Origin of the sequence: Paracoccus lutimaris (genome assembly GCF_003337565.1) — a bacterium.
Classification (GTDB): Bacteria; Pseudomonadota; Alphaproteobacteria; order Rhodobacterales; family Rhodobacteraceae; genus Paracoccus; species Paracoccus lutimaris.
Window position 1 is genome coordinate 53,496 of sequence record NZ_QPJL01000013.1, and the last position, 15,467, is coordinate 68,962.

The 15,467-nt window shown below is 67.1% G+C and carries 18 protein-coding genes; 13 read left to right on the plus strand and 5 right to left on the minus strand.

Features of this window, described 5'->3' with window-relative positions:
• Positions 1 to 44: 44 nt before the first annotated feature.
• The 3 genes from DFP89_RS12695 to DFP89_RS12705 are packed head-to-tail and all read left to right on the plus strand — an operon-like array spanning position 45 to position 1,246.
• Positions 45 to 257, plus strand: a complete 213-nt coding sequence (locus DFP89_RS12695) for a putative signal transducing protein (RefSeq protein ID WP_114349763.1) — start codon at positions 45 to 47, stop codon at positions 255 to 257.
• Positions 250 to 1,023 carry a tRNA1(Val) (adenine(37)-N6)-methyltransferase gene (locus tag DFP89_RS12700; RefSeq protein ID WP_114349764.1) on the plus strand — a complete coding sequence of 258 codons (774 nt, stop codon included), beginning with the start codon at positions 250 to 252 and terminating at the stop codon, positions 1,021 to 1,023. Before DFP89_RS12695 ends, DFP89_RS12700 begins: the two co-directional genes overlap by 8 nt.
• A 58-nt stretch (positions 1,024 to 1,081) precedes the next feature.
• Positions 1,082 to 1,246 carry a YdcH family protein gene (locus DFP89_RS12705; RefSeq protein WP_114349765.1) on the plus strand — a complete coding sequence of 55 codons (165 nt, stop codon included), beginning with the start codon at positions 1,082 to 1,084 and terminating at the stop codon, positions 1,244 to 1,246.
• Between the two features lie 114 nt (positions 1,247 to 1,360).
• On the opposite strand, the gene phbB is transcribed toward DFP89_RS12705, so the two are convergent.
• The 3 genes from phbB to DFP89_RS12720 form a co-directional block, all read right to left on the minus strand.
• A complete protein-coding gene (gene phbB / locus DFP89_RS12710) occupies positions 1,361 to 2,086 on the minus strand; it encodes an acetoacetyl-CoA reductase (protein ID WP_114349766.1) in 726 nt (241 codons plus the stop codon).
• Positions 2,087 to 2,173: 87 nt separating this feature from the next.
• A complete protein-coding gene (locus DFP89_RS12715) occupies positions 2,174 to 3,346 on the minus strand; it encodes an acetyl-CoA C-acetyltransferase (protein WP_114349767.1) in 1,173 nt (390 codons plus the stop codon).
• Between the two features lie 457 nt (positions 3,347 to 3,803).
• Positions 3,804 to 4,631: an EAL domain-containing protein gene (locus DFP89_RS12720; protein ID WP_114349768.1), complete on the minus strand. Its 828-nt coding sequence runs from the start codon at positions 4,629 to 4,631 to the stop codon at positions 3,804 to 3,806.
• 91 nt (positions 4,632 to 4,722) lie between these two features.
• Here DFP89_RS12720 and DFP89_RS12725 point away from each other — a divergent pair, with 91 nt between their 5' ends.
• Positions 4,723 to 5,310, plus strand: coding sequence for a DNA-3-methyladenine glycosylase I (locus tag DFP89_RS12725; RefSeq protein ID WP_114349769.1), 588 nt, complete (start codon positions 4,723 to 4,725; stop codon positions 5,308 to 5,310).
• Here the strand turns inward: DFP89_RS12725 and DFP89_RS12730 are convergent.
• The gene (locus DFP89_RS12730) at positions 5,285 to 5,827 is read right to left on the minus strand and encodes a TlpA disulfide reductase family protein (RefSeq protein WP_245948723.1); all 543 of its coding nucleotides are present in this window, start codon (positions 5,825 to 5,827) and stop codon (positions 5,285 to 5,287) included. The two genes, DFP89_RS12725 and DFP89_RS12730, sit on opposite strands and share 26 nt — an antisense overlap.
• Positions 5,828 to 5,854: 27 nt before the next feature.
• Here DFP89_RS12730 and argH point away from each other — a divergent pair, with 27 nt between their 5' ends.
• From argH to DFP89_RS12750, 5 genes are all read left to right on the plus strand, one after another.
• Positions 5,855 to 7,255 (plus strand): argininosuccinate lyase, encoded by a 1,401-nt coding sequence (argH, locus tag DFP89_RS12735; RefSeq protein WP_114349771.1) that lies wholly within the window; start codon positions 5,855 to 5,857, stop codon positions 7,253 to 7,255.
• Positions 7,252 to 7,407 carry a hypothetical protein gene (locus tag DFP89_RS20330; RefSeq protein ID WP_181870328.1) on the plus strand — a complete coding sequence of 52 codons (156 nt, stop codon included), beginning with the start codon at positions 7,252 to 7,254 and terminating at the stop codon, positions 7,405 to 7,407. The genes argH and DFP89_RS20330 overlap by 4 nt, the downstream gene beginning before the upstream one ends.
• Positions 7,388 to 7,663, plus strand: coding sequence for a DUF2834 domain-containing protein (locus tag DFP89_RS12740; protein ID WP_114349772.1), 276 nt, complete (start codon positions 7,388 to 7,390; stop codon positions 7,661 to 7,663). Before DFP89_RS20330 ends, DFP89_RS12740 begins: the two co-directional genes overlap by 20 nt.
• Entirely contained in the window at positions 7,663 to 8,928 is a 1,266-nt protein-coding gene (gene lysA / locus DFP89_RS12745; RefSeq protein WP_114349773.1) for a diaminopimelate decarboxylase, read from the plus strand. Before DFP89_RS12740 ends, lysA begins: the two co-directional genes overlap by 1 nt.
• Positions 8,929 to 9,034: 106 nt before the next feature.
• Positions 9,035 to 11,554 (plus strand): DUF4175 domain-containing protein, encoded by a 2,520-nt coding sequence (locus DFP89_RS12750; protein ID WP_245948713.1) that lies wholly within the window; start codon positions 9,035 to 9,037, stop codon positions 11,552 to 11,554.
• Here DFP89_RS12750 and DFP89_RS12755 read toward each other — a convergent pair whose 3' ends face one another.
• Positions 11,555 to 12,550, minus strand: a complete 996-nt coding sequence (locus tag DFP89_RS12755) for a zinc-ribbon domain-containing protein (protein WP_181870329.1) — start codon at positions 12,548 to 12,550, stop codon at positions 11,555 to 11,557. It lies immediately after the preceding gene.
• Positions 12,551 to 12,676: 126 nt separating this feature from the next.
• Here DFP89_RS12755 and DFP89_RS12760 point away from each other — a divergent pair, with 126 nt between their 5' ends.
• The 4 genes from DFP89_RS12760 to DFP89_RS12775 all read left to right on the plus strand — a co-directional run bounded on the left by DFP89_RS12760 (position 12,677) and on the right by DFP89_RS12775 (position 15,330).
• The gene (locus tag DFP89_RS12760; RefSeq protein ID WP_114349775.1) at positions 12,677 to 13,351 is read left to right on the plus strand and encodes a cell division ATP-binding protein FtsE; all 675 of its coding nucleotides are present in this window, start codon (positions 12,677 to 12,679) and stop codon (positions 13,349 to 13,351) included.
• Positions 13,348 to 14,277, plus strand: coding sequence for a cell division protein FtsX (locus tag DFP89_RS12765; protein WP_114349776.1), 930 nt, complete (start codon positions 13,348 to 13,350; stop codon positions 14,275 to 14,277). The genes DFP89_RS12760 and DFP89_RS12765 overlap by 4 nt, the downstream gene beginning before the upstream one ends.
• Complete coding sequence (locus tag DFP89_RS12770) at positions 14,277 to 15,071, plus strand: lysophospholipid acyltransferase family protein (protein WP_245948716.1); 795 nt, start codon at positions 14,277 to 14,279, stop codon at positions 15,069 to 15,071. The genes DFP89_RS12765 and DFP89_RS12770 overlap by 1 nt, the downstream gene beginning before the upstream one ends.
• Positions 15,072 to 15,138: 67 nt before the next feature.
• A complete protein-coding gene (locus DFP89_RS12775; RefSeq protein ID WP_114349777.1) occupies positions 15,139 to 15,330 on the plus strand; it encodes a hypothetical protein in 192 nt (63 codons plus the stop codon).
• The last annotated feature ends 137 nt before the right edge of the window (positions 15,331 to 15,467 follow it).

A 15,467-nucleotide genomic window follows, 5' to 3' on the forward strand; every position in this document is an offset into this window, starting at 1 on the left:
ATGCCATGGACACATGCGCAACCGCCACGTAACTTTCTTATGAAATGAAACAGCTTTTACGCACCACAGACCCGCTATTGATCACCCGCGCGGCGGATATCCTGGCTGCCGAGGGGATCGTCTCATTCCCGCTGGACCAGCATATGAGCGTGCTCGAAGGCTCGATCGGGATTTTGCCGCGCCGGCTGATGGTCGCGGATCGCGACCTGTTCATGGCCCGCGCGATTCTGCGCGACCACCTTATCGACCATGACTGACCCGGCGGCTGACCCGCTGCGCGAGGACGGCTTTCTGGGCGGAAGGCTGCGCATCGCCCAGCCCGCGCGGGGCTATCGCGCCGGGGCGGATGCGGTGATGCTGGCCGCCGCCTGCCCGGCGCGGCCGGGGCAAAGCGTGCTGGAACTGGGTTGCGGGGCAGGGGTGGCGCTGCTGTGCCTGGGCGCGCGGGTGCCGGATCTGGCGCTGACCGGGCTCGAGCTGCAACCCGCCTATGCCGCGTTGGCGCGGCACAATGCACAGGAAAACGGCATCCCCGCCCGCGTCCTCGAGGGCGATCTGGCCCGGATGCCGGCGGCATTGCGCGCCGAAAGCTTCGACCATGTCATCGCCAACCCGCCCTATTTCCTGGACGGAACCCCGGCGCGCGATACCGGGCGCGGCACCGCCCGGCACGAGGACACGCCGCTTGAGGACTGGATTGGCGCCGGTCTGCGCCGCCTGCGCCAGGGCGGAACGCTGACACTGATCCAGCGCGCCGACCGTTTGGGCGCGATTCTGTCGGCGCTGGCGGAGAAGGCCGGAGCGATTAAAATCCTGCCCATTTCCGCGCGCGAAGGACGCGAGGCCGGGCGCGTCATCGTCACGGCGCGCAAGGGCGCGCGCACGCCGCTGCGCCTGCTTTCCCCCTTCATCTTGCACGCAAATCCGTCACATTCCACTGACGCCGAGGACCTGACCGAGGCCGCGCAGGCGGTTTTGCGCGCGGGTGCGGCACTTGCGCCGGTAGGCCCCGATTTTCGGTGACAATGTGACAATTCTGTGCTGCAATCCCCTTGTTCGAGCAATCCCAGAGGAGGACGGAATGTCGGTTGAATCCCATGTGCAGGAGCTCCGCCGCAAACACCAGTCATTGTCCAATGCCATTGAGGCCGCGCATCGCAGCCCGGGCACGGATGACCTCGCCATCGCGCAGATGAAAAAGGAAAAACTTCGCCTCAAGGAAGAGATCACCCGCCTGTCGCATTGACGGGCCGCAGGGGCGGAATTGACCGCCCCGGAACTGCCAGAACGGAATAGGAAACGGCCCGCGAATTTCGCGGGCCGTTGCGTTTGGGGTCAGTGCGATCAGATCAAGTCCAGATCAGACGAAATACTGGCCGCCATTGGCGCTGATGGTCGATCCGGTGATGAAGCCGGCATCGTCCGAGGCCAGGAATACCACGGCGCGGGCGATCTCTTCGGGCTCGCCAAGGCGGCCGACCGGGATCTGGGGGATGATGCGCTCGTTCAGGACCTTTTCGTCGATGGCGCGGACCATCTCGGTGCCGATATAGCCCGGGCAGATCGCGTTCACGGTGATGCCGGCGCGGGCGCCTTCTTGGGCCAGGGCCTTGGTAAAGCCCAGATCACCCGCCTTGGCCGCCGAATAGTTGGCCTGTCCGGCCTGACCCTTCTGGCCGTTGATCGAGCTGATATTGATGATGCGGCCGAACTTGCGGTCGCGCATGCCGCCCCAGGTGGGGTGGGTCATGTTGAACAACCCGGTCAGGTTGGTGTCGATGACCTCTTTCCACTGTTGCGGGGTCATCTTGTGGAACATCGAGTCGCGGGTAATGCCGGCATTGTTGACCAGAACCGCGATCGGACCCAGTTCGTCCTCGACCTGCTTGATGCCGGCGGCGCAGGCATCGTAATCGGCGACCGACCATTTATAGGTCTTGATGCCGGTTTCCGCGGTGAACGCTTTTGCGGCGTCGTCATTGCCGGCATAGTTGGCCGCGACCGTATAGCCGGCGTCCTTCAATGCCTTCGAGATGGCTGCGCCAATACCGCGCGAGCCACCAGTTACCAGGGCCACTTTCGCCATTTCTTCCCCCTTTAGAAGATGGTGCTTGAAATTATGCTATCCAGCCGGTCCGGCGCGCGCAAGATCATTGCGCGCGCCTTTTCCGTCTTAGCGCTCGACGCAGAGCGCGACGCCCATGCCGCCGCCGATGCACAGCGTGGCGAGGCCTTTCTTGGCGTCGCGGCGGGCCATTTCGAACAGCAGCGTGTTCAGGATGCGCGCGCCCGAGGCGCCGATCGGGTGGCCAATGGCGATGGCGCCGCCGTTCACGTTGACGATGGCCGGATCCCAGCCCATGTCGCGGTTGACCGCGATGGCCTGGGCGGCAAAGGCCTCGTTCGCCTCGACCAGATCCAGATCGCCGACCTTCCAGCCGGCCTTGTCGAGCGCCCGGCGGCTGGCCGGGATCGGGCCCGAACCCATGATCGCCGGATCGACGCCGGCGGTGGCGTATGAGGCGATGCGGGCAAGCGGGGTCAACCCGCGGCGGGCAGCCTCGTCCTCGGTCATGACCAGAACGGCGGCGGCGCCGTCATTCAGGCCCGAGGCGTTGCCGGCGGTCACGGTGCCGTCCTTCGAGAAGGCGGGCTTGAGCTTCTGCATCGCGTCCAGCGTGGCGCCGTGGCGGATATATTCGTCGGAATCGACCACGACATCGCCCTTGCGGGTCTTGACGGTGACGGGGGTGATCTCATCGGCGAAGCGGCCGGCCTTCTGTGCGGCCTCGGCCTTGTTCTGCGAGGCTACGGCGAATTCGTCCTGTTCCTCGCGGGTGATGCCCCATTTCGTGGCGACGTTCTCGGCGGTCGTGCCCATGTGGTAGTTGTTGAACGCGTCCCAAAGCCCGTCCTTGATCATGGTGTCGAGCATCTTCATGTCGCCCATCTTCTGGCCGGCGCGGATATAGGCGGCATGGGTCGAAAGCGACATCGATTCCTGACCGCCGGCAGCGACCACGGTGGCGTCGCCCAGCAGCACTTGCTGCGCGGCCAGCCCGACCGCGCGCAGGCCCGAGCCGCAGACCTGGTTGATCAGCCAGGCGGCGGATTCGCGCGGATAGCCGGCATGGATATGGGCCTGGCGGCCGGGGTTCTGGCCTTGGGCGGCGGTCAGGACCTGGCCCAGGATGGTTTCAGAGATTTCGCTCGGGTCGATGCCGGCGCGTTCGACGATCGCCTTCAGAACGGTGGCGCCAAGGTCATGCGCGGGAACATTTGCATAGGATCCGAGGAAACTGCCCACGGGCGTGCGTGCGGCGGATACGATTACGGCTTTGGTCATGACAGGCTCCTTAACTGAAGGCCGAGAAATTCGGAGACACGGAACTGTTTGCCGTTTCGCTCCGTAAGGTCAAGGCACCTTGCCCGCAGACCTCACCTGTCTTTGCCCGGCCTTTGTGCGATTCCGGATCGGTTCCTCCCCTGCGCCGGTAAGGTCTTTGCGCGCTCGCAGGGCTGCCACCACATTCCGCCCCGGCATTGCGACAAGACCACCTGCCGGCCCCCGGGCAATCCGGCGCCGCGCCGCCTTGCCGAGCCGGGGTCTTGCAGCCGGGCGAGCGGCGCCCCGCGCTAAGCCTTGGCCGTGTCTGGGGTTTTGTCGAGAGAAACGGGCGTGGCTTTGGGGCCGCGACCCGACAGGACGCTGCTGACTGTTTCGCGGCCAACGTCCTTGCCGTCACCGCCGCCGGCAGTAGCGGCAGCAGTGGGTACGGACCGGGCCGGGCAGCTTGCCTGGCCTAGCTGCGCTTTGCGGCGGTATTCGGCGACCGCCACGGAGGCACGATGGTCGGCGCGCCGAAATAATATCCCTGCAGACAGTCGATACCCATCTCGATCAGGAAGGCCGCGTCGTCGGCGGTCTCGACTGATTCCGCCACCGTGAACATGTCAAAGTGATGGGCTATGGCCTGCAAGGCCCGGGTCAGCACCTGATTGTCGCGTTTTTGCGCGATGTCGCGGATGAACTGCCCATCGATCTTGATCATGTCGAAGCAGAAATCGCGCAGATAGCGGAACGAGGTATAGCCGGCGCCGAAATCGTCCAGCGCGAAGCTGACGCCATGAGCCTGCAATTCCTGCATGAAGCGGCCGACCAGTTCGGGCATGCCCATGGCCGAGCTTTCGGTGATCTCAAGGATCAGCCGTTCGGCCACGCGCTCATCCTCGGCGATGCCGGCGCGCAGGGTCTGCAGCCAGGCCGGATAGCCGATCGAGCGCGCGGACATGTTGATCGACAGCCGGATCGAGGGCTCTTCGGCCAGCGCTTTCAGGCCCAGCGACAGCGACAGGCAGTCGATCTGCCGCCCCAGTTCGGTGGTTTCGGCCAGCGGCATGAAATCGCGCAGGGGCACGATGCGGCCGGTTTCGTCGATGATTCGGATCAGCCCTTCGTGAAAGGCCGGGGTTTCGGTGCGGTCCGCCTGCACCACGGGCTGATAGGCCAGAACGGCATCGCCGCGCGACACCGCGCGCCGCACCGTGGCCATTGTCACTCGCGCCTGCTGGTCCACCGCGAAATCCAGCGGAGAGCCGAATTCCGGGCGCGAATCGATTTTATCGGTCATGCCTAGACTCCTGTCGTCCGTCGCAGTCTGGTCATCATCCCCTAAGATCGGGTAAACCCAACGGGGTTTCTGGACTCGAGGTTAATGAAACATGACCGATGCCACTGGCCGCTGCACATGGTGCGGAACCGACCCGCTTTATGTCGCCTATCACGACAATGAATGGGGCGTGCCGGAATACGATCCGCGCGCGCTGTGGGAAAAGCTGGTTCTCGACGGGTTTCAGGCCGGGCTGAGCTGGATCACCATCCTGCGCAAGCGTGACAGCTTTCGCGAATGTTTCGAGGGTTTTGATCCCGAGCGCGTCGCCCGCTGGGGCGAGCCCGAGATCGCCCGCGCCCTGCAAAACCCCGGCATCATTCGTCATCGCGGCAAGATCGAGGCCACGGTGACCGGCGCCCGCATCTATCTTGAAATCGAGGGCAGCGAGGGCTTTTCACCCTTTATCTGGTCCTTTGTCGGCGGCCGCCCGATCCAGAACAGCCTGACCTCGATGAAAGAGGTCCAGGCCAAGACCCCGGAATCCGAGGCCATGGCCAAGGCGCTGAAAAAGCGTGGTTTCAAGTTCTGCGGCCCGGTCATCACCTATGCCTTCATGCAGGCCTGCGGGCTGGTCAACGATCACATGATCCAGTGCCCGCAGCATGCGCGCGTCAAGGCGCTGTCGCCTGCCGGATAAGGGTTTTTGATGCCTCGGACGCCCAGTCGGCGCCACCGATCAGGCGGGCGATCTCATTTCCGTCGCGGTCGATCAGCACCGTGACCGGCATGCCCATGACGCCCATCTCGCGCGCTAAGCCCTGACGCGGGTCCAGACGCACCGGCAGGTTCGCGATTTCGGCCTCGGTCAGGAATTTCTGGATGGCGGCGGGCGGGTTATGGCCGGCGGCAATGGCCACGACCTGAAAATCATCGCCCCCCAGCTCAGCCTGCAGCGCGTCGAGCGAGGGCATTTCCTCGCGGCAGGGCGCGCACCATGTCGCCCAGAAATTCAACAGCACCACCTTGCCGCGATAATCCGCCAGCGAATGCGTGCCGCCCTCGGGGTCGGTGAAGGGGGTCTCGGGCACCGGGGTCGGCTCGGTCCGGGCCAGTTTCGCAAGGCCGCCGTCATGGGCGGCCTGCCAGTCGATTTCCCCGGCCAGCGCGGCATTTGCACCGATCCCCAGTGCCGTATAAAGAACCAGCCAACGCAGCATTTCATTCCCCTCGAAGGATACGTCATGACCGAGCAGCCCGCCAACACCGCCAACACGATGTGGGGTGGACGTTTCGCCGCCGGCCCGGACGCGATCATGGAGGCGATCAACGCCTCGATCGGCTTCGACCAGCGGCTCTATGCCCAGGATATCCGGGGCAGCCGCGCCCATGCCGCGATGCTTGCGGCACAAGGCATCATCAGCACTAGCGATGCCGAGGCCATCGGGAAAGGGCTTCTCACGGTCTTGTCAGAGATCGAGAAAGGGGATTTCGCCTTTTCCACCGCGCTGGAAGACATCCACATGAACGTGGAATCGCGGCTGAAAGAGGTGATCGGCGAGCCGGCGGGCCGGCTGCACACGGCGCGGTCCAGAAACGATCAGGTGGCGACCGATTTCCGGCTTTGGGTGCGTGACCAGTGCGACGCCGCGATTGCGGGGCTGGACGCGCTGATCCGCGCGGCGCTGGCGCAGGCCGAGGCGGGCACCGATTGGGTGATGCCCGGTTTCACCCATTTGCAGACCGCCCAGCCGGTGACCTGGGGCCATCACATGATGGCCTATGTCGAGATGTTCGGCCGTGACCTGTCGCGCTTTCAGGACGCGCGCCGGCGCATGAACGAATCGCCCCTTGGCGCAGCGGCGCTGGCCGGGACCGGTTTCCCCATCGACCGCCATGCGACGGCTGCGGCGCTGGGTTTTGACCGGCCGATGGCGAACAGCCTTGATGCGGTCAGCGACCGGGATTTCGCGCTGGAATACCTGTCTACGGCGGCGATCTGCGCCGTGCATCTGTCGCGGCTGGCCGAAGAGCTGGTGATCTGGTCCTCGGCCCAGTTCCGGTTCGTCACCATGTCGGATCGTTTTTCGACCGGCTCGTCGATCATGCCGCAAAAGAAAAACCCCGACGCGGCCGAGCTGATCCGGGCCAAGATCGGGCGCATCCTTGGTGCCGCCGTGGCGCTGTTCGTGGTGATGAAGGGCCTGCCCTTGGCCTATTCCAAGGACATGCAAGAGGACAAGGAACAGGTCTTTGACGCAAGCGACAACCTGATGCTGGCCTTGGCGGCGATGACCGGGATGCTGTCGGACCTGCATGCCAATCGCGACCGGCTTGAGGCCGCCGCGGGGTCCGGTTTCTCCACCGCGACCGACCTTGCCGACTGGCTGGTGCGCGAGGCGGGGCTGCCCTTCCGCGACGCCCATCACGTCACCGGCGCGCTGGTCGCCATGGCCGAGAAACAGGGCAGCGACCTGCCGGACCTGACGCTTGCGCAGATGCAATCCGTTCACCCGGCGCTAACCGATGATGTCTATAACGTCCTGGGCGTGCACAATTCCGTCGCTTCGCGGACCAGCTATGGCGGCACCGCCCCGGCGCAGGTTCGCGCCCAGATCGCCCGCTGGAAGGAGAAACTGGCATGACCCGTTCCCTGCGCCTGACCGCGCTTGCCGCATTGCTGGCGCTGAGTGCCGCCTGCGGTGTCGATGGCCCGCCAACCCGCCCGGAGCCCGCACCTGAACCCGGCTTGACCGTTAGCGGAGAGGCGCGGGTCGGTGTCGTCTCGACGCTCTGATCTGACGCCCTTGCGGCTGGTCTGGGCCGGACTGGCGCTGCTGGGCGCCGGGCTGGCGCTGTGGCGGGGCGAATGGCTTTGGCAGGGCACCCGCGCCTCCGAGATCGTGGCGCAGATCGTCTTGGTGCTGTGGTGCCTGATCGAGACCATGGTGCGCCGCAACTGGGCCGCGCTGCTGACCCTGCCCGCGCTGGGGCTTGGCATCGGCGCAGCACTGCCGCTTTATCTTTTCATCCGCTCTCGCAGGATCGTCTGATGGACCATTTCAACTATGTGGACGGCTGGCTTCATGCCGAGGACGTGCCGCTGACCCGCATCGCCGAGGCCGTGGGCACGCCCGTCTATGTCTATTCCGCCGCCACGCTGACCCGGCATTTCAAGCTGTTCCAGCAGGCGCTGGACTGGACCGATCATCTGGTCTGTTTCGCGGTCAAATCGAACTCGAACCTGGCGGTGCTGAAACTGCTGGGCGATCTGGGTGCGGGCATGGATATCGTCTCGGGCGGGGAATATGCGCGGGCGCGGGCCGCCGGCGTGCCGGGCGAGCGGATCGTCTTTTCCGGCGTCGGCAAGCTGGAATCCGAGATGCGTCTGGCGCTGACGGGCGGCATCCGCCAGTTCAACGTCGAATCCGAGCCCGAGCTGGAATTGCTGTCGCGCGTCGCCCATTCCATGGGCCTGCGCGCGCCTATCGCCATCCGCGTGAACCCGGATGTGGACGCGAAAACCCATGAAAAGATCGCGACCGGGAAGTCCGAAAACAAGTTTGGCATCCCCATCGCCCGCGCGCACGAGGTTTATGCCCGTGCCGCCCGGCTGCCGGGGATCGAGGTGGTCGGCATCGACATGCATATCGGCAGCCAGCTGACCGATCTGGACCCGTTCCGCCAAGCCTATGCCAAGATGGCCGATCTGACCCGTGCTCTGCGCGCGGACGGGCATGACATCCGCCGTCTGGACATGGGCGGCGGGCTTGGCATTCCCTATCGGCGCGACAACAGCGCCCCGCCCTTGCCGCTTGAATACGGGCAGGTGATCCGCGACGCCGTGGGCGATCTGGGCTGCGAGATCGAGATCGAGCCGGGGCGCAATATCTCGGGCAATGGCGGGATATTGCTGAGCTCGGTGGTTTATCTGAAAGAGGGCGAGGGGCGCGATTTCCTGATCCTTGATGCGGCGATGAACGACCTGATCCGCCCGGCCATGTACGGCGCGCATCACGATATCGTCCCGGTGCGCGAGGCCGCTCTGGGTGCCGAAGTTGGCCGCTTCGACGTGGTCGGCCCGGTCTGCGAGACCGGCGATACATTCGCCAAGGGCGTGGACCTGCCGGGGCTGGCGCCGGGGGATCTGGTCGCTTTCCGCTCGGCCGGGGCATATGGGGCGGTGATGGCCTCGGAGTACAACTCGCGGCCGCTGGTGCCCGAGGTGCTGGTGCAGGGCGATCACTTCGCCGTCATTCGTGCAAGACCGACGCTTGAGGAAATGCTGGGACGCGATACCATCCCGGAATGGCTTTGATCGGATCCCATTGCAGCGTGACCGCCGGGGGTTTCACACCCCCGCCGTCCGCCGGTCCTCGGACCGGTGGCGGACTCGTCGGCCAGCCCCCGTGGGATATTTTCACATGAAAGAAGGGCGGGGCCATTCTGCGGCGGCGCGTGCGGTCGGGCTGACCCGCGCCGGCATGTGGTGGGAGGCCCTTGCCCGCGCCTTCTGGGCCCTTGGCGTCGTGCTGGCACTGGTGCTGGCGGCGCTGGCCTTTGGCGCGACCGAGTTGTTTTCCAATGCCGCGCTGATCTGGGCCATGGGGCTGGTGGCACTGGCGATCCTGCTGGCGGCTGGCTGGGGGATTTGGCGGTTCCGCTCGCCAACGCTGGAACATGCGCGGGCGCGGGTCGATGAGACCCTGCCGGGGCGGCCGCTTTCGGCCCTGCGCGACCGGGTCGCGGTGGGGGCGGGCGATGAGGGGGCGGGCGCGCTTTGGAATGCGCATCTGGCGCGGATGGAGCGGCTTGCGGCCAGCGCGCGGCCGATTGCGCCCGATGCGCGTCTGCGCTGGCGCGATCCGGTCGGGCTGCGGCTGATCGGGCTGGTGGCGCTGGTCATGGCGCTGATCTTTGCGCCCACGGGCCGGCTGGGGCAGAGCCTTGCCGCGCTTGGCACGAGCTTTCGCCCGGTGCCGGAGCTTCGTCCCGACGTTCCCGCCGCCCCGACATGGGAGGGCTGGGCCGAGCCCCCCGCCTATACCCGCCGCCCGACCATCTATCTGAACGGCTTGCCCGAGGGGCAGCGGCTGGAATTGCCGAAAGGCGCCAAGCTGAGCTTTCGCTTTTACGGCGAGGGTGTCGCACTGGCGCAGGATGTCGGCCCGGCGGTGGCCGAGGCTGACCCTTTGGCGCCGGAGTTTCTGGCCGAGCGGGACGGCGTGGTCGAGATCGCCGGCCGCCGTTTTGAGATCACCGTCCTGCCCGATGCCGCGCCGGTCGTTGCGCCGGGCGTCGCACCCGAGCGCCGCGTCGATGGTCGCTTGGTGCAGGATTTTACCGCCTCGGACGACAATGGCATTGCCGCTGGCACGGCGGTGATCGCGCTGGATCTGGCGGCGGTGGACCGCCGCTTCGGTCTGGCCATCGCGCCCGAGCCGCGCGAAGCCATCGCGCTGGAACTGCCGCTGCCGGCCTCGGGGTCGCGCAAGGATATTCGCGGGCGGCTGGCCGAGGATCTGTCGCGCCATCCTTGGGCCAACCTGCCGGTCACCGTCTCGCTGAAGGTCAGCGACGGCATCGGGCAGGAGGGGGTGGCCCCACCCATGGCCATGGTGCTGCCGGGGCGGCGGTTCTTTGACCCTCTGGCCGCCGCGCTGATCGAGCTGCGCCGCGATCTGTTGTGGTCGCGCCAGAATGCGGCCCGCAGCGCGCAGGTTCTGCGTGCCGTCAGCTGGCAGCCCGAGGGCTTTATCGAGGAAGATCTGTATAACGGTCTGCACGGCGCCATCGGCACGCTGGAATCGGGCAATCTGTCCGAAGAGGCGCGCAACAAGCTGGCGCAGGTGCTGTGGGACGCCGCCGTTGCGCTGGAGGATGGCGGGCTGGCCGATGCGCTGGAACGCATGCAGCAGGCGCAGGAGCGGCTGTCCGAAGCGATCCGCAACGGCGCCAGCCCCGAGGAAATCCAGCGCCTGATGGACGAGCTGCAAAAGGCCACCGACGAATATATCGCCATGCTGGGCGAGCAGCAGGGCGAGGACCCGTCCGAGCGCTTTGACCGCTCGCCCAAGGACGGGAACCAGCAGATCACCGGCGACCAGATCCAGCAGATGATGGACGAGATCCAGCGCCTGATGAACGAGGGCCGCATGGCCGAGGCGCAGGAGCTCTTGGAGCAGTTCAACCGCATGATGCAGAACCTGCGCGTCACGCAAAGCGATGATCCCTCATCCTCGGCGCGCTCGGGGCGGATGGGCAAGCTCGCTGAGACGCTGCGCGACCAGCAAAAGCTGGCGGACGAGGCGATGCGCCAGATGCAGGACCAATACGGCCAGTGGCAGCAGGGCGAGGACGGCGCTGAGGGCAATCAGGGCAATCAGGATCTGGCCGACCGCCAGCGCGAGCTGCGCGAAAGCCTTGGCCGCCAGCGGGGCCTGCTGCCCGGACGCGGCACCGATCAGGGCGAGGCCGCGCGGCGCGATCTGGACGAGGCGGGCCGCGCCATGGAAGAGGCCGAGGAGGCGTTGCGGCAGGGCGACCCCTCGGGCGCGATGGAGCGGCAGGCGCAGGCGATCCAGTCCATGCGCGAGGGGATGCGGGCGCTTGGCGACATGCTGTCGCAAAACCAGCCCGAGGGACAGGAAGGCCAACAGGGCCAGCAAGGCCAGCAGGGGGACGGGGCGCAGGATCCGGCGGGCGACGGGCGCGGCCAGCGCGGGCTGGCGCAGCCTTGGTCGCAGCAGCCGCAGACCGATCCTTTGGGGCGGACGCTTTCGGGCGATGGCGGTTCGATCACCGGTGGCGATCCCCTGGCCGAGGGAGGCGACCCGGCCCGCAAGGCCCGCGACCTGCAAGACGAGATCCGCCGCCGCGAGGCCGAGCGCGACCGTTCCCGCGATGAGCGCGACTATCTGGGCCGCTTGCTGGAAAACTTCTGATTATTCGCCAATGATGCGGTCGTGCAGCCACAGCCGGCCGCGGTCGATTTCCTGGCGCCATTCGGCCAGCAGCCCGCCATCCTCGTCGGCGGCAACGCGCGGCGCCAGCGCATAGACCGCGACGATCCCCAGCGCCAGCATGGCCGCCAGCCCGAAGCCCGAGGCATAGCCCGAGCCGCGCTTTGCCGCCGCAGCCACCGGCAGCGCAGCGGCTGCAACGGCCTCGGCCTCGGCTTGCCGAGTATCGGCGCTGGCCGGGGCCGGTTCAGGTGCGATTGGTGCCGCGCTGGTCGGCACGGGACTGCTGCGGGTCAGCGTCGCGGCCAGCTCGGCGGCATCGGGCAGGGCGGCGACGACCGGCTCGGGGCGCATGTCTTCGGGCTCGGGTTCGGGCCGTGGGGGTTCCGGAGCCTCGAAGGGGGCGGGCTCGGGGTCCGATGCCTGTTCAACGATCTCAGATGCGGCCTCGACCACGGTTTCGGTCATGGGGGCAGCCGGTTCCGGCTCAGGGGCCAGTGGCGGCTGCGCCATCGGTTCCGGCGCATCCCCGGTCGGGGGCACGGTGACGGTGGTTGCCGGCCAGTCGCCATCGGGCATCGCGGGGGGCGGCGTTTCGGCATATGCCTCGGCCTGCGCGTCGGGGGCGGCGAATTCGACGGCCTCGGCATGGGCCGTCGCAGCATGGGCCTCGGCTGCGGCGTTCGCGATATTTTGATCCGCCTCGGGGACGGGCGTGCCGGTATCGCCTTGGCGGGCCTGCAATTCGCGGGCGGTTTCCTCGCGCAGGATCGCCAGGATCGACTCGTTCAGGGGGCGGTTCAGGGCTGGCCGGGCCTGCGGATCATAGGGCGTGCTGTCGGATTGGGCGGCCTTGGCTTGACCCGGCTGGAACCAGACATGGCTGCAGGCCGAGCATTCGACCTCGCGTCCAGCCGCCGGAATGGCCGCAGCCGCGATCTCGTATTGGGCGCCGCAGCGGGGGCAGGTCAGACGCATGGACAGATCTCTCACCTTTTCGATACGGACGGTTTCGGTCGCGCGGGCGTCTCGCATTCGCCGCAGGACTGTTCTATCAAGCCCGGAACCGCACGCCAAGCAGGCCGCAGTGCAAGGAGTGAACCCGTGATCGAGATGCAGAACCTGTCCTTCGGCTATAGTGGCGGCGACCCGCTGCTGGCCGATATGACGCTTAGCCTGCAGCCGGGGTCCTTTCACTTTCTGACCGGGCCTTCGGGGGCGGGCAAGACCACCTTTCTGCGCCTGTGCTATGCCGAGCTGCTGCCGACCTCGGGGCGGATGACGGCCTTTGGGCAGGACGTGACCGGGCTGACGCGCGACGGCATTGCCGGCCTGCGCCGCCGCGTCGGCGTGGTCCATCAGGACACGCAATTCCTGGACCATCTGCCGGTGGCCGAGAACCTGGCCCTGCCCTTGATGGTCTCGGGCGCGACGATCGACATGGCCGCGCTTGGCGATCTGCTGGCCTGGGTGCAGCTGGGCAACCACGCCCGCGCCATGCCGCCCGAATTGTCGGGGGGCGAGCGGCAGCGTGCCGCGCTGGCCCGCGCCGTCATCATGTCGCCCGACCTGATTTTGGCCGACGAGCCGACGGGCAATCTGGACTGGGACATGTCCATGCGCCTGTTGCAATTGCTGATCGAGCTGAACCGCTCGGGCAAGGCGGTGGTCATTGCCACCCATGACCTGAACCTGATCCGCGCCGCCAAGCAGCAGGTGCAGGCGCGGGTGCTGCGCATCGCCGGCAAGCGGCTGCAACTGGCAGGAGCGGATCTGTGAAAAAGGCTGGCCTGAAATCGCTCGACTTCGCGGCGCTGTGGCGCGGACTGACCCGTCCCGATCCGGCGGGGACCGACCGCGTGGTGCCGCCCACCGGCTTTACCGCGCAGTTGACGGTGTTTTCCGCCGGGGCCATGGCCTTTCTGGCGGTCTTCGCGCTGGCTTTGGCGCTGGCCACCGGCCGGCTGGCCGAGCGCTGGTCCACCGAACTGGCGCAGACCGTGACCGTGCGCGTCTCAGCCCCCGCCGATCAGCTGGATGAGCAGACCGCCGCGGTGATGGAGGCGCTCAAGACCACGCCCGGCATCGCCGAGGCGAAAATCCTGCCCGACGATCAGGTCGAAAAGCTGCTTGAGCCGTGGTTCGGCCCCGATGTCCCGGTCGAGGCGCTGCCCGTCCCGCGCCTGATCGAGGTGGTCGAGGGCGACGAGGGCTTTGACGCCGAGGCCCTGCGCCTGCGCCTGCAAGGCGAGGCGCCCGGCGCGGTGCTGGACGACCACACCCGCTGGCGCCAGCCGCTGGTCAGCGCCGCGAACCGGCTGCGGGTGCTGGGGCTGTTCTCGCTTTTGCTGATCGCGGCCACGGCGGGGGCGATGATCACGCTGGCCGCCAAGGCGGCGCTGGCCGCGAATGGGCAGGTGATCCGGGTCCTGCGCCTGATCGGGGCGCGCGACATCACCATCGCCACCGCCTTCGTGCGCCGCTTTACCCGCCGCGCCGCGATGGGGGCGGCGGGCGGCACCGTGCTGGGCCTGCTGGCGGTCTGGGCGCTGCCCTCGGTCGATCAGGCGGGGGGATTTCTGACCGGCCTTGGCTTTCAGGGCTGGGGCTGGCTTTGGCCGCTGCTGATCCCGGTCGCCGCCGCCGCCATCGGCTTTGGCGCGACCCGCTGGGCGGCGCTGCGGATGCTGCGCGAGGTGCGTTGATGAAGCTGATGAAGGATTATCGCCCGCGTCGGCCCTCGGTCTTGGATTGGGTCCGGACGGTGCTTTATTACCTCTATATCGCCGGGGCGACCATCGTTCTGGGGCTTTGGGGCCTGCCGCAGGGGTTGCGCGGTCGCGCCTCGGCCAATCGCGTGGCGACCCTCTGGCTGGGCCAGATGATGGGCGCCGCGCGGGTCATCCTTGGCCTGCGGGTCGAGGTGCGCGGCACGCCCCCGGCCGGCGATTGCCTGATCGCCGCCAAGCATCAGAGCTTTCTGGACATTCTGGCGCTGGCGCATGTCTGCCCGCGCCGCGCCTTCGTGATGAAACGCGCGGTCCTGAACGTGCCGATCATGGGCTGGTTCGCGCGCAAGGTCGGCTGCATTCCGATCGACCGCGCCAAGGGCAAGGACGCGCTGAAACAGATCATCGCCGAGGTCGAGGGCGCCATGGCCAGCCCCGATGGCCTTGGCCAGCTGGTCTTCTACCCCGAGGGCACCCGCACCAAGCCCGGCACAAGCCTGCCCTACAAGCACGGGGTCGGCTCGATCCAGCGCGCGACCGGGCTGCCCATCGTGCCGGTGGCGGTCAATTGCGGCATGTTCTGGCCCAAGCGCGGCTTTCCGATCCGGGGTGGCACGGCGGTGATCGAATTCCTGCCGGTCCTGCCCGCGGGCGAACGCGCCGGTGCGGTCATGGAGATCCTGTTCCAGCAGATCGAGCCCGCCAGCCTGCGGCTTTACGCCGAGGCCGGCGGCCAGCCCATCGCAGTCCAGCCCGTGGATGGGGCGTGATCCTGAAACGTGGCGCCCGGGGCTAGGGCTTGGGTTTCTTCTGGCTGGTCTCTGCGCAGGATTGGCCGTGCTGGCTGCTTATGGCTGGCTGTGTTCAGTGCCGCGGACCGAATTGTTGGTGTTTCTGGAAAAGCGAGGCTGCGTGATCGGCCCGGCCAAACGGCAGGCGGCGCGCGAAGCCGGTTTTCCCGATGCAATGATCGAGGCTTTCGCGCAACATGCCAGCCGTGCCGGCAAGGCCGAGATGCAGGGCGAATAGCCGTGCGCCGTCGCTTCTGGACATTCCCTGCGCCGGCGGGGAAGCTGCCGGCGATAAACGGGGGCGGGGTGCATTGGCTCATGCGGGACGATCTACCCCTGCCAGCCCGGTGCCGTGCCCGGATGGGGCGAAAATCT